Genomic DNA, 14587 nt, shown 5'->3' on the forward strand with positions numbered 1-14587 from the left:
TGATCCTTCGGGACAACCTCATTTTTTTGGGTTTGGCTGCAAGTGTAGCGCATAAAAGGAAAAAGACGGCGCATGCTATATAGGCAGGAGGCGATGCGATGAAAAAGGACAAAAGCGAGCTGCCGGAGGTAATGCCGGCGGAATTCCGCGTCAGCACCGATCTCCATTTTGAACAATGGGGAATGAATGAGGAAATGTACGCGGGCGACTCTGTCGGCGAACATACGGCGCTGGAACAAGCGAATGAATATTTGGCGATGAAAGAAATCGGTCAAACGTTTGAGAACGCCTAAACCGACCCATGACCAGCGTCATGGGTTTTTTTCATTAACTTTTTCAAAATATAGAAAAATATAACTACTTGTGTTATGATAGAAAATAGCGAGCGAATAGGAAAGGAGATGGATCGATGAAGATTAACGAGTTCATTGTCCTTGAACAGTTCATCGTCAGTCGATATACGATGGCGATTCTCCCCTACTTTTTGAACAGCGACGTGTATGCGAAAGTCATCGAGGAAGATGGCGAGTACATTGTGAAAAAAACGCCGACCGATATCGTCAAACAGAGTTGTGATTATTATGGGAGTAGCTACCGGGGGAGGAAAGAGGGAACTAAGGCCATTATCGGCATCACCCATAAGGCGCCGATCGCCATCGAACCGTCCAATGAAATTTACGTATTTCCAACCGCTTCTCCACGAGATTTCCGCTGCGTTTGGCTTTCGCACATGCACGTTTATCGATACGAGCCTGCCAAATATGAACAGACCATCGTGTATTTCCGCAACGGAAAAAGTGTCTCCCTCGATGTTTCCTGCAAGTCGTTTATCAATCAATTGTACCGGACCGCCCAACTGCGGACGAAGTTATCCGAACGGATGGAAGCGCGAGAACGCAAGCTCCAGTACATATTCCGCATGCAGCAGGAAAAACAGACGTAATTTTGCAAAGGTGAGTTCCAATTGGGCGCCTAGGGGTGTAAAATAGACATATAAACAGCATGTGAATGGGGAAAGATACATGGACATGGAAACCGTCAAACAATGGTTCACACTCGATCACATTCTTGCTTTGCTTGAACAGTATCGCTCCTTCGGCGTGCTTCCCGGCATCGCGGTGACGCTTTTGGAATCATTTTTTCCGATTTTGCCGATGGTTGTTTTTGTCATGGCCAATGCAGCGGCGTTTGGGTTGTGGAAAGGATTTTTCATTTCTTGGTTCGGCGCCTCGCTTGGGTCGCTCCTCGTTTTTTGGCTGACGCGGAAAGTGGGGCAGAAGCGCTTTTTTCATTTCGTCCGCCGTCATCCGAAGGTGCGCCAATTTATGCATTGGATTGAACGGCACGGATTCGGGCCGCTGTTTTTGCTGTATTGTTTTCCGTTCACTCCGTCGGCGCTTGTCAACATTGTCGCCGGGCTGTCGCGCATCAGTCGGCAGCAGTTTATACTGGCTGTGCTCCTCGGAAAGATGATCATGGTGTTTACGATCAGTTTCATCGGCTACGACTTGGTGGCGCTCGTCCACCAGCCGCTGCGGACGGCGATGATCACCGCAGCCGTTTTCCTTCTTTGGTATGCCGGAAAGCGGGTCGAAGCGAGGTTTTCACTGACGGAAAAACGCGAAAGCGAGGGGGACGGAGAGTGACAGAACGGAAAGAGAAACAAGGGCACCGGTGGCTGTGGATGACAGCCGTCTGCCTTGCGGTTGCGCTCCGTTTGTTTGTGTTCAGTCCTTATATCGTTGAAGGAAAATCGATGATGCCAACGTTAGAAAACGGCAATTGGCTCGTTGTCAACAAGCTGTCTTATGACATCGGTCCGATTCATCGGTTTGATGTAATCGTCTTTCACGCCACGAGAAACGAAGACTATGTCAAGCGCGTCATTGGCTTGCCGGGCGACCGGATTGAGTATAAAAACGATGTGTTGTATGTCAATGGGAAACGGATGGATGAGCCGTATTTGCGCCCGTATAAGCAAAGATTAGCTGGGGGCAAGCTGACCGGTGATTTTACACTTGAGGAAGTGACAGGAAAAACGAGGGTGCCGCCTGGCTGTGTGTTTGTCCTTGGTGATAATCGTTTGGGCAGTTGGGACAGTCGGCATTTCGGCTTCGTGAAAATCAGCCGAATCGTCGGCAAAGTCGATCTTCGCTATTGGCCGCTGCACGAGTTCGCGTTCCAGTTTTAACGAACCACCGGAAGACGTCTCCCACTTCGAAACAGTAATGAAAGGGAGATGAATTTCGGTTCCATCTTAAAAAGAAAGGCCCCAAAAAAGTGTCAGCGTAGCTGGCGGGAGTATGTCACGCTGGACGAGGCTGCGCTTTTTTTCTTTCCAAAAGCGAACGTATGTGCTAAAATAAAGAAAATAAAGGAAACGGATGGTGGTAAGAGCCATGTCGCTTCGGTTTTTGCTCGGGCGGTCGGGGAGCGGGAAAACGGCCGCCTGTCTGGGCGAAATACAAACCATGCTGAAAGAAAGCCCGCAAGGACGAACGATCGTTTACCTCGTTCCGGAACAAATGACGTTTCAATGCGAATACGCTCTAATACATACAGAAGGGACGGACGGGATGATCCGTGCCCAAGTGTTCAGTTTCACGCGCCTCGCTTGGCGCGTGCTGCAAGAAACCGGCGGCATGAACCGCTATCACGTGCATGATGTTGGCGTGCAAATGATGATCCGCAACATTATTGAACAGCGCCGGCAGGAGCTTAGACTGTTCGGACGCGCGGCGGACAAACAAGGGTTTATTGAGCAGCTGCACGACATGATCGCCGAATGCAAACGATATTGCCTGACGCCGGGGGAGCTCCGCCGCCACGCCGAGGCGCTTACGGCCGAGTCGAATCAACCGGGACGGCGGCTGCTCGCCGACAAACTAAGCGATGTCGCGCTCGTCTATGGCGAGCTCGAACGAAGCCTGAGCGGCCATTATCTCGATTCCGAAGATTATTTGCGCTTGCTCGCTGAACAAATTCCGCACTCCGTTTATTTGCGTGACGCTGAGATTTATATCGACGGATTCCATCATTTTGCGCCGCAGGAATACGCGGTCATCGAACAGCTTCTCCGCCATTGCCGACGCGTCACCGTTTCTTTGACCATTGACCGGCCATATGACGATGGCGTGCCGGATGCGCTCGATCTGTTTTATTTGCCGGCGCAAACGTATCAACAGCTGCGCGCACTCGCGCTCAGCAGCGGCGTATTGATCGAAGAGCCGGTCGTGCTTACGGAAAACCGCCGGCATGAAAGCAGCGCGCTTGCCCATTTGGAAAGGCAATTTCACCATCGTCCGTTGATTCCGTATGAGGAAAAGACCGATGCGGTTTGCATTTACGAAGCAGCCAACCGGCGGGCGGAAGTGGAGGCGGTTGCCCGCGAAATCATTCGCCTCGTCCGCGATGAGGGAGCGCGCTATCGCGACATTGCCTTGATCATTCGCGATCTTGAATCATATCGCGATGTGGTCAAAACGGTATTTTTTGACTTTGGCATCCCGTCCTTCATGGACGAGAAAGAGCCGATGCACTACCATCCGCTCATTGAGCTCGTACGCGCCGCTCTCGAAACCGTCGTGACGCGCTGGCGCTACGAGGCGGTGTTTCGGGCGGTGAAAACCGATTTGCTTTTTCCGGCTGACGAAGATGCGGCCTTGTGGCGCGAGGCGGCGGACAAGCTGGAAAATTACGTGCTTGCCCATGGAGTGAAAGGGGATCAGTGGACGAGCGGCGAACGTTGGACGTACCGCCGCTATCAAGCGCTTGACGGGTTGAATGTGCCGCAGACTGACGAAGAGCGGCAGTTTGAAGATGAGTTGAACCGGTGGCGCGAGGTGTTGACCGCCCCGCTTCGCCGGCTTGACCGCCGCTTGCGCCGGGCTGCGGATGGACGCGGGCTTTGCACGGCGTTATATCTCTTTCTCGAAGAATTGCAGATTCCAAAAAAACTCGAGAAAATGAGCGCCGAAGCCGAAGCGACCGGGCGCTTAATCGAGGCGCGTCAGCACGAACAAGCGTGGAACGCGGTCGTTGACTTGCTCGATCAATATGTGGAAATGCTTGGAACCGAGTCTCTTCCGCTCGCCGAGTTTGCCAAAATCATTGAAGCCGGGCTCGATCGCCTCGAATTCTCGCTCGTTCCGCCGGCGCTCGATCAAGTGATTATCGCCCAACTGGATCGTTCGCGGCTGTTTGACATCAAGTACGCGTTTGTCATTGGCGTCAACGAGGGCGTCATTCCGGCCAAAGTGAAGGAAGAAGGGCTGATGGCCGAGATCGAGCGCGAACAATTGCGCGCGCTCGGCGTGTCGCTAGCCCCCGGAAGTCGGGAGCAGCTGTTTTATGATCCGTTTTTCGTCTACTTGGCGCTCGTGGCTCCGCGCCGCCGTCTGTACGTCGCCTATCCGCTCGCTGACGGCGAAGGAAAGGCGCTGATGCCGTCCCCGCTCATTCAACAATTGAAGAATTTGTTCCCGCTGGCGCCGGTGAAGTTATGCAGCAACGACCCGTTCGATGTTCCCAAGGAGGCGGCGGAAGCCTTCGTCACCGTCCGGAGGGCGACGCAAACGTATTTGGTCAGCCAACTGCGGGTGTGGAAGCGGAATTATCGCATCGATCCGTTGTGGTGGGGAGTGTATAACGCGCTCGTCCGCCATCCGGAGTGGCGCAAAGACGTGCAGCATGCCGTTTCCGCTCTCTTTTATACGAACAAAGCGGCGCCGCTGAAAAAACGGTGGAGCGAGCGGCTGTACGGAACAAAGATTCAAGCGAGCGTCTCGCGCATGGAACAGTTTCAAAAATGCCCGTACGCTCACTTTGCCTCGCACGGGCTGCGTTTGAAAGAGCGCCATGTTTTTCGGCTTGAGGCTCCCGATGTCGGGCAGTTGTTTCACGCTGCCATCAAGCAAATCGCCGACCAGCTCCGTGAACGGCATGTCGAATGGAGCAAACTATCAAAGCTGGAATGCGAGCGGCTGTCGGCCGAGGCTGTTGAGCGGATTGCCCCGCTCATTCAGCGGCAAGTGCTAGCAAGCTCATCTCGCTATCAATATATGAAACGGAAACTGCAAAACGTGGTCGCCCGCACGGCGTACGTGCTAAGCGAGCACGCGCGGGCGAGCGGCTTCGTTCCGGTTGGGATGGAGCTGTCGTTTGGACCGGGCGGCGACTTGCCACCGCTTCGCTTTCGGCTCCGCGACGGAACGACGATGGAGCTCGTCGGGCGGATCGACCGCATTGACAAAGCGGAAAGCGGCCAAGGGGTGCTGCTTCGCATCATCGATTACAAATCGAGTGCCAAAGCGCTTGATATAGCGGAAGTATACTATGGGCTGGCGCTGCAAATGTTCACGTATTTGGACATTGTATTGACGTATGCCGAACAATTGGTCGGAAAGCCGGCGCTTCCGGCGGGAGTGCTTTATTTCCATATTCACAATCCGATCGTTCAAGCGAAACAGTGGGTCGATGACGAAGTGAAGCTGGCGCAAAAGTTGCTTGAACCGTTTCGGATGCGTGGGCTGCTGCTCGCGGACGTGGAAGCGATCCGGCTGATGGACAGCAAGCTTGAAGACGGGCAATGGTCGCTGATCGTACCCGCACAAATCACCAAAAGCGGATCGATCCATTCGCGCTCATCGGTGGCGAGTGAATCCGATTTTACGGCGCTTCGTCGCCATATCCGCCGCTTGTTTGTCGAGATCGGCGGGCAAATCGCCGATGGCGTTGTATCGATTGCTCCATATAAGCTGAAAGAGAAAACGGCGTGCGAGTTTTGCCCGTTCAAGCCGGTGTGCCAGTTTGACGAGGCGCTTCCGGGCAATGAATATCGAAAACTCGTTCCGCAGACGAAAGAAGCGGTCTTGGAAAAAGTAGCGGAAGGAGAGGACGAGCGATGAACATGGCGATTCGCCCGAAGCCGGCCGGAAGCCGATGGACGGAAGAACAATGGAAGGCGATCACCGCCGGCGGCCGCGATCTTCTCGTTGCCGCGGCGGCCGGTTCTGGCAAAACGGCGGTTCTTGTCGAACGGATCATTCAAAAAGTGACGGCGGAAGAAGGAGCGGTGGATATCGACCGCCTGCTTGTCGTCACGTTTACCAATGCCGCTGCGGCTGAGATGAAGGCAAGGATCGGCGAAGCGCTCGAACGGGAGCTGGCGAAACGCCCGCATTCTCTCCACTTGCGGCGCCAGCTCAGCCTGCTTCCCCGCGCTTCGATTTCGACGCTTCATTCATTTTGTTTGGATGTCATTCGCAAATATTACTATTTGCTTGATTTAGACCCGTCGTTTCGCATCGCCGATGAAACGGAGATCGAGCTGCTCAAGGAAGATGTCCTTGAAGACCTGCTTGAAGAAGAATATGGAAAGGCGGACAATGATCGCTTTTTGACGGTCGTCGATGCGTATACGGGCGATCGGAGCGATGCAGAGCTACAGGAAATGATTTTCTCGCTTTATGAGTTTTCTCGCTCTCATCCTGAGCCGGACGAATGGCTTGCCGGCTTGGCGTCGATGTATGATGTCGATGCCGAAGCGGACGTGAGAACGTTGGCGCCGGCACGCTATCTCGCTCAGCATGCAGAAATGGAGCTGACGGCGGCTTTGCGGTTGATCCGAAAGGCGCTGGAGCTGGCGGAAGCACCGGGCGGTCCCGAGCCGTACGCGGCACGGTTGCGCGAAGACGCCGCGCTCGTTTCCGGGCTGCAAATGAGGGTCGCCGGACCGTGGGACAAGCTGCACGAGGCGTTGCAATCCTTGTCGTTCGGACGCTTGCCGTCGTGCAGCAGCAAACGATACGAAGCGCACCTGATCGATGAAGTGAAGGCGTTGCGCGAGCAGGCGAAAAAGAAAATCGAAGCGCTGCGCGACCATGTATTTTCGCTTCCTCCGTCCGCTTGGCTCCGCCACATGCAGGAAATGAAACCGATCGTGGAAACGATCGCCGCGCTCGTTCGCCGTTTTGCCGCTAGGTTTCAGGAAGCCAAACGGGAAAAAGGGGTCGTAGATTTCTCCGATTTGGAGCATTATTGCTTGCGCGTTCTGCGGCACCGCCATCCAGAGACGGGCGAATGGCAGCCCACCGCCGCCGCCCTCGAGTACCAAGCTCAGTTTGATGAGGTGCTTGTCGACGAATATCAAGATACGAACCTTGTCCAAGAAGCTATTTTGCAATTGGTCAAGAAAGGAAGCGAGCGGACGGGCAACTTGTTTATGGTCGGCGATGTCAAACAGTCGATCTATCGATTTCGGCTGGCCGAACCGCTGCTGTTTTTGGATAAATATAAACGGTTTACGGCGGACGGAGAAGGTGGGGGCATGAAAATCGATCTAGCGAGCAACTTCCGCAGCCGCCGGGAAGTATTGGACGGAACGAATTTTCTTTTTTCACAAATCATGGGCGAAGCCGTTGGGGAACTCGTTTATGATGAAGCCGCGCGCCTGAAATACGGCGCCGATTACCCCGACGGGAGCGATGCCGTCCCGGAAGTCGTGATCATCAATCGGCAGCGGACCGAGGAAGAGGAAGAAGAGGAAGCGGCTGAATTGGCGGCCGCCGAGCTGGAAGCGCGCTGGATCGCCAAAAAGGTGAAAGAGCTCATTGCCCGGCCGTTTTGGGTGTACGACCGTTCTACCGGTGCACCGCGGCGCGTGATGTACCGCGATATCGTCATTCTTGTCCGCTCGATGACCAATGCGTCGCCGATGATCGAGCAGTTGCAGGCGCAAGGCATTCCCGCGGCGGCTGACCTGTCTGCCGGCTATTTTCAGGCGACGGAAGTATCCACCATGCTGTCGCTGTTACGGGTCATCGATAATCCGGATCAAGATATTCCGCTGGCGGCTGTGCTCCGTTCACCGCTGTTTCGTTTTGACGAAAACGAGCTGGCGATGATCCGCTTGGCCGCTCCGAAAGGCACGTTTTATGAAGCGCTGCAGTCTTTCCAAAACAAGCCGGCCGAGACGGATGAGGAGGAACAAGCGAAGCGGAAGGCGGCGGTTTTTCTCGAGCGGCTGGCAAGCTGGCGCACGATGGCGCGCCGCCGTTCATTGGCCGACCTCATTTGGCAGCTGTACCGCGATACGCAGTATTACGATTTTGTCGGCGCGCTGCCGGGTGGAAAACAGCGCCAAGCCAACTTGCGCGCCTTGTATGATCGCGCTCGCCAGTATGAATCGGCGTCGTTTCGCGGGCTGTTTCGCTTTCTTCGCTTCATCGAACGGCTGCAAGAGCGCGGTGACGATCTCGGCTCCGCCCGGCCGCTCGGCGAGCAGGAAGATGTTGTGCGGATCATGACGATCCACAGCAGCAAAGGGCTCGAGTTTCCGGTTGTCTTTTTGGCCGGGCTCGCGCGGCCGTTTTATACGCGCGATTTGCATCATCCGTATTTGCTCGACAAAGAGCTTGGTTTTGCCGCCCGCTATGTCCATCCGCGGCTGCGCATCAGCTACCCGACGTTGCCGTTTATGGCCATTCAGCAAAAAAAGCGGCTCGAGCTGCTGGCGGAGGAGATGCGCATTTTATACGTCGCGCTGACGCGGGCGAAAGAAAAGCTGTATTTCATCGCTTCCGTTCCTGACGCGGACAAGGAGCTGAAAAAGTGGAGAGGGGCGATGGCGGAAGACGGCTGGCTTCTTCCTGACGACATGCGGGCATCGGCTCGCTCGTATTTGGACTGGATCGGGCGCGCCCTCATCCGCCACCGTGCCGGCTGCGAGCTTGTGGGAGAACCGGCGCCTGCGGAGATCGCTTCCCACCCGTCTGTCTGGCGCATCGTGATCGTGCCGGCCGCCGAGCTTCACGGCAGCGAAGCGACAGCGGATGAGACAGAGCTTCACCTATTGACGGCTCTAAAGGAAGGACTTCCCGTTCCAGCCGGCGAGGAGTGGGAGGGAGAGGCGAAGCGGCGCTTCATGTGGACGTATCCTTATGAAAAAGAAACAGCGGTGCGCGCCAAACAATCCGTATCTGAGCTCAAAGAACAGCGCGCGCTGTTTGGCGAGCAGGCGGACGAATGGCGGCCGCGCCAAGGGACGGCGCCGGTGTTTTCCCGTCCGCGCTTCATGCAGGCCAAAACATTAACGCCCGCTGAAAAAGGGACGGCGCTTCATGTCGTGATGCGACATCTCGATTGGCGCGCTCCGCTTGATGAGCGAGCGATCCGCAGCCAGATTGCCCGCCTCGTGGAAAACGAGCTGCTGGCCGCCGAACAAGCGGAAGCGGTGGACAGCGAAGCGATCTTGTCCTTTTTCGCCACCGATATCGGCCGACGCCTTCGTGAAGCGCGCGAAGTGCACCGCGAAGTGCCGTTCAGTTTGGGAATTCCGGCGGCTGAGCTTTATGGGGACCTAGGGATGGAGGGCGACCGCCGTGTGCTTGTGCAAGGGGTGATCGACTGCGTGTTTGCGGATGAACGCGGTTATGTGATGCTCGATTATAAGACCGACGAAGTGGTGGACCGCTTTGGCGGACAACTGGAAGAAGCGGCTCGATTTCTGCTCGGGCGTTACGGGGAGCAGATGCGCTTGTATCGTCGGGCCATTGAGCAAATCTGGCGGGTGCCGGTTTCGGAATGCTATTTGTATTCATTTTCCGGTGGGTGTGCGATTGCTGTTGACTAACGGCGGAAACGACCCGGGAAAAGAGCGCGGCGATAGAAAGAAAATGTGGCGCCGATCGGGCCAAAAGCCATAGCCAAGGGGGAGAGAGAAAGATGCGCATTTTGCATACGGCGGATTGGCATTTCGGGCGAACGCTTGAAGGGCGGAGTCGGCTCGCCGAACAAGAAGCGTTCGTTGATGAGCTTGTGGAACTCGTTTCAGCCGAACGAATTGATGTGGTGTTGATGGCGGGGGACGTGTTTGACTCCGTCAACCCGCCGGCAGCCGCCGAGCAGCTGTTTTATGAAAGCTTGGCCCGGCTGTCGGATAAAGGCCGCCGGCCGATCGCGGTCATCAGCGGCAATCACGATCACCCGGAGCGCATTAGCGCCGCTTGTTCGCTTCTTTTAGAGCATCGTATTTTCCTATTTGGACGGCCGCAGGCTTCGGTTTGCCGAATCGACGTTCCATCTTGCGGCGAAACGATGGTGCTTGCCCCTCTGCCGTATCCGTCCGAATCGCGCCTCGCTGAGCTGCTGTCGACGGAGCATGACGAAACGGCGCTGCGCGATCGGTACGACGACCGCGTCCGCGCCTTGTTCGAAGCCATGGCCGCTTCGTTCACCGCTGAAACGGTCAATGTCGCCATGAGCCATCTTTATGTCGCCGGCGGCCATGCGTCCGATTCGGAACGGCCGATTGAAGTCGGCGGCGCCTATACGGTGGCCGCGGAGAGCTTGCCGGCTTCTGCGCAGTACGTAGCGCTTGGCCATCTCCACCGGCCGCAGGACGTCAGGCGGGCGAGAACGTCGGCGCGTTACGCCGGCTCGCCGCTTGCTTACAGCTTTTCCGAGGCAGGGCATGCGAAATCGGTCACGATTGTGGATGTCCAGCCGGGCGGCCAAGCCAATGTCTCGGAAATTCCCTTGTCTGCTGGAAAACCGCTCGTTCGCTGGCAGGCGAAAGAAGGTCTGGCCCAAGTGTACCGGTGGTGCGAAGAAGGGCGGGACCGATCGGGGTGGATCGATCTCGAGCTTTATGTGACGGAACCGTTGACGATGGAAGATATTCAGCGGCTGCGCAAGCTCCACCCGGGATTGATCTACATCCGTCCGGTACTGCGAGACGAGCCGCGCGAAAACGAAGCGTCCGCGGTCAGCCGTGAACCGCTGTCCCTCGCCGAAATGTTTCGCCGCTTCTATGAACGGCAAACCGGTGGGCACTCTCCTGATGACGAGTTGGTCCGCTTATTTTTGGAGCTGGCGGTGGAAGAAGAAGAGGAAGGTGAAGGGGAATGAAGCCGATCTCGCTGACGATCGCTGGGCTTCATAGCTTTCGTGAAAAACAGACGATTGATTTCACCGCGCTGTGTGCGGGCGGGGTATTCGGTATTTTTGGGCCGACCGGCAGCGGCAAGTCCACGATTTTGGATGCCATGACGCTCGCCTTGTTTGGCAGTGTTGAGCGAGCGGCCAACCGCACACAGGCCATTATCAACCATGCCGAGCAGGAGCTGTTTGTCTCATTTACCTTCGAGCTGGAAAATGCCAACGGGACTAGGCGGTATACGGTGGAGCGGAGCTTGAAAAAAGTGGACGAGTGGCGGGCGCGCAGCGCTGTTTGCCGACTGATCGAACATCAAGCCGAGCCGATCGTCCTCGCTGACAAACTGTCCGATGTCGATCGAGAAATTGAACGATTGCTTGGGTTGACAATGGATGATTTTACGCGGGCGGTCGTTTTGCCGCAAGGGAAGTTCGCCGAATTTTTGTCGCTCAAAGGAGTGGAGCGGCGGCAAATGCTGCAGCGTTTGTTTCACCTTGAGCGATATGGGGATCGGTTGAACCAAAAGTTGAAGACGCGGCTTGCGGCTGCCGAACAAGAGCGGGAAAAGATCGAGGCGGAACAGGCGGGGCTTGGCGACGCCTCCAAGGCGGCGCTCGAACAGGCGGAAGCAAAAGAGCGCGAGCTGGTGGCGCTGTTTGCCAAGCGGAAAAAAGAGCTGGCCCAGGTGGAAGCGGAGGTTGAACGAACAAGACTTCTATGGGCGTGGCAACAGGAAAAAGAAGCGGTGGAACGGGAGCTCTCCGAATGGAAACGGCGCGAGGCCGGGATTCGCGAGTTGGAAGAGAAAAAAGAGCGCGCCGAACAAGCGGAGCGCATTTGGCCGTATTGGGAACAGTGCGAACAGGCGGAGCGACTGCGGGCCGAGGCATTTCGCCGCGATCAAGAGTTGGGGCGGCGCCTTGAAGAAGCCCGCACCCATTATGAGGATGCGGCGCGCGCCTATGAACAGGCGCGGCAGGAAAAAGCGCAGCGCGAGCCGCAGCTGTTGGCGGAGACGGAGCGGCTTCGGCAGGCTGAGGAGCTCGAACGGCAAATGGAAGCGCTCAAGCGCGAATGGGTGAGCTTGCGCGAGAAACGGGAGCGCCTGCTCGCTGAGGAGAAAGCGGCGGCACGCCGGTTCGAAGAAGCGTCCGCATGGTATGAGCGAGGCTTAACGCGGCAACAGGAGCTGAAGGAAGAGGCAAAGCGACTGGCGGCAGCGCTGGCCGACAAAGACGAGGTCGAGCGGGCGCATGCCGAGAAGCAGCCAATCGAGCAAGCCGCCGCGGCCATTGCCCGCCTCGACGCCCAGCTTCGGCAAAAAGAATCCGCTTGGCGTCAAGCGGAGGAGGAAAAAGCGAAGAAAGAACAGCGAGCTAGAGCGGCGGAAATGAAGCTTCGCGAGCTGTTCCGCTTCGTGGAGAACACATACCGCTCCGTCTGTTGGCGGCAACAAGAGATAGAAAAGCGGATGCATAGGTTGCAGCAAGCGATCGAGATGGAGCGAAAGCAGGCGGAGGAGGCGCGGACGGCGGAGTTGGCCGCCTTGCTTGCCGACGGCCTCCGTCCGGGTGAACCGTGTCCTGTGTGCGGGTCGCGCGAGCACCCGCATCCGGCTGTGATGTCTCATCGAAAACCAAACCGGTTGCCAGATCTCGAGGAGGAATGGCGGCAGTGCGATCAAAAACGACAGACGCTGCTGTCGCTGAGGGCGCAGTTGGAACAGCTCGCTGAGCTTGCAGCTAGCCAGGGCGCACCGCCGGCCTTGACGGAAAGCGCCCCTGCGGATGAGGTCGCAGATCTTTCTGTCGAGGTGCGAGCGCTTGAACAAGATGTGATCGCCGGCAAAGAATCCGTTTACCAAGCGCTCTCGAAATGGCATGAAGCGGAGGCGGCGCGGCGCGAAGCGGAAAACGCGTGCCGGTGGTTGGCCGCCGATCTCGAGGCGCTGCAAGCCGAGAAACGGCGGCTCGAAGAGGAATACGAGCGGCTGATCGGGCAGTGGCGGCGCGCCTATCCGTTGTTTTCATTAGAGGAAATCGATGACGTTTACGAACGCTTGCGCGAGCGGGAGAAACAATGGCGTGAGGTGCAAAAGCGATTGGACGATAGCGTGCCGTTTTTGGAAGAAAAGCAGCGGGAAAAAGAGACGGCGGCACAAGAGCAGCGGCGGCTCGAAACGGAGCGGGTGCGCCTTGAGTCGCTGCTTGACGCCAAGCAGCAGCTGTGGAACGAATACGAGCAACAGTGGAAAGAAAAGACCGGTTCGAATCCAGCCCACATGCAGTTGCAAGCGGTGGAAGCGGAATGGCAGCGGTTAAAGAGCAAAGAACAGCAAGCTTATGAGGCTTGGCAGCATGCCCAGCGCCAATATCAAACATTCGAAAGCGAGAGAAACGCCGCCAAGCATGCGGCGGAAGAGGGAGCGAAGCGGGTGGAAGAAGCGCTTGCCCGTTGGCGGCAGGCGCTGGCCGATACCGTTTTCACCGATCGCGAAGAAGTGAAGGCGGCCAAGGTGCCGGCGGAGCAACGCCGGGAATGGGAAGAAGCGATTCGCCGCTATTGGCGGCAAATGGAACAGGCTCAACATCGCCTTGCCCAGCTGGAGGCAGCGATTGGCGGGGTGGAGGTGAGCGCGGAACAATGGGAAATGATGCAGCTCATCTATGCCGAGCTGAAAGCGCAAATGGAAACGTTGACCGAACAGCTCGGCGCCATCCGAGGAAAGGTGACGGAGCTGAGGAGCAAGCATGCCCGGTTTGTCGAGCTTGAGGCGAAACGGGCGGAACTTGACCGGCAAATCGCCAAGTATCAGCAACTGCAATCGTTGTTGCGCGGCAATAGCTTTGTCGAATTCATGGCGGAGGAACAGCTGGAGCAAGTGACCATCATGGCGGCCGAGCGGTTGCAGCGGCTGACGCAGCACCGCTACTCACTGGAACTTGATTCACAAGGCGGATTTCTCATTCGCGATGATGCCAACGGCGGCGTCAAACGGCCGGTGACGACGCTCTCAGGCGGAGAGACGTTTTTGACCTCGCTGTCGCTGGCCTTGGCGCTATCGGCGCAAATTCAGCTGCGCGGCGAATACCCGCTTCGCTTCTTTTTCTTGGACGAAGGGTTTGGAACGCTCGATCCGGAACGGCTGGAGACTGTAATCTCCGCCTTGGAAAAGCTGCATACCGAGCGGTTGGCTGTCGGCGTCATCAGCCATGTTCCGGAAATCCGCCACCGTCTGCCGCGCAAGCTAATTGTCGAGCCAGCCGAACCATCCGGCCGCGGCACGCGCGTATGTTTGGAAGTGATGTAATGGTTGCGGCAGCCAATAGCGCCTCGTTGGCCGGCATCGTTCATGGCTGGACGTTACAAATGGAAAGGGGGCCTGGCGAGCCCCTCTTTAGTTGTTGGCCGCGACCGTTTGATCCGCCACGTCCGGGTCAAAGGCGTTCGTAAAGCTAATGGCGTTGTTCGTCATCACAAAGTCGCCGGTGTTGAATCCTCCGGATCCTGCTTGCGTTTTGGTGGCGACTTTCGGTGCGATATACAGACAATCGCCCACTTGGACAACAGCGCCGCTGCCGACGCTGTTAATTTTAATCGGACCGACGAATGAAGGCATGTTCAAACCTCCTCAGCCAAGGCATAGCGACG

General features: G+C 56.7%; 9 protein-coding genes. 8 read left to right on the forward strand and 1 reads right to left on the reverse strand.

The window, feature by feature from the left end:
• Positions 1 to 98 precede the first annotated feature (98 nt).
• The 8 genes from ACTVIM_RS03405 (at position 99) to ACTVIM_RS03440 (ending at position 14246) form a co-directional block, all read left to right on the forward strand.
• Positions 99 to 293 carry a hypothetical protein gene (locus tag ACTVIM_RS03405; protein ID WP_445613636.1) on the forward strand — a complete coding sequence of 65 codons (195 nt, stop codon included), beginning with the start codon at positions 99 to 101 and terminating at the stop codon, positions 291 to 293.
• Positions 294 to 409: 116 nt separating this feature from the next.
• A complete protein-coding gene (locus ACTVIM_RS03410; RefSeq protein WP_445613637.1) occupies positions 410 to 943 on the forward strand; it encodes a competence protein ComK in 534 nt (177 codons plus the stop codon).
• A 79-nt stretch (positions 944 to 1022) separates the two neighbouring features.
• Positions 1023 to 1646 carry a TVP38/TMEM64 family protein gene (locus tag ACTVIM_RS03415; protein WP_445613638.1) on the forward strand — a complete coding sequence of 208 codons (624 nt, stop codon included), beginning with the start codon at positions 1023 to 1025 and terminating at the stop codon, positions 1644 to 1646.
• A complete protein-coding gene (gene lepB / locus ACTVIM_RS03420) occupies positions 1643 to 2191 on the forward strand; it encodes a signal peptidase I (RefSeq protein ID WP_445613639.1) in 549 nt (182 codons plus the stop codon). The genes ACTVIM_RS03415 and lepB overlap by 4 nt, the downstream gene beginning before the upstream one ends.
• A gap of 208 nt (positions 2192 to 2399) precedes the next feature.
• Positions 2400 to 5906 (forward strand): helicase-exonuclease AddAB subunit AddB, encoded by a 3507-nt coding sequence (addB, locus tag ACTVIM_RS03425; RefSeq protein ID WP_445613640.1) that lies wholly within the window; start codon positions 2400 to 2402, stop codon positions 5904 to 5906.
• Entirely contained in the window at positions 5903 to 9631 is a 3729-nt protein-coding gene (addA, locus tag ACTVIM_RS03430; protein WP_445613641.1) for a helicase-exonuclease AddAB subunit AddA, read from the forward strand. Before addB ends, addA begins: the two co-directional genes overlap by 4 nt.
• 92 nt (positions 9632 to 9723) lie before the next feature.
• On the forward strand, positions 9724 to 10908 hold the full coding sequence (locus ACTVIM_RS03435) for an exonuclease SbcCD subunit D (protein ID WP_144973060.1): 1185 nt from the start codon (positions 9724 to 9726) through the stop codon (positions 10906 to 10908).
• Positions 10905 to 14246, forward strand: a complete 3342-nt coding sequence (locus tag ACTVIM_RS03440) for an AAA family ATPase (RefSeq protein WP_445613642.1) — start codon at positions 10905 to 10907, stop codon at positions 14244 to 14246. The genes ACTVIM_RS03435 and ACTVIM_RS03440 overlap by 4 nt, the downstream gene beginning before the upstream one ends.
• A gap of 87 nt (positions 14247 to 14333) precedes the next feature.
• Here ACTVIM_RS03440 and ACTVIM_RS03445 read toward each other — a convergent pair whose 3' ends face one another.
• Positions 14334 to 14555, reverse strand: a complete 222-nt coding sequence (locus ACTVIM_RS03445; RefSeq protein ID WP_445613643.1) for a spore germination protein — start codon at positions 14553 to 14555, stop codon at positions 14334 to 14336.
• Between the last annotated feature and the right edge of the window lie 32 nt (positions 14556 to 14587).

Source organism: Geobacillus sp. YF-1 (genome assembly GCF_052692335.1).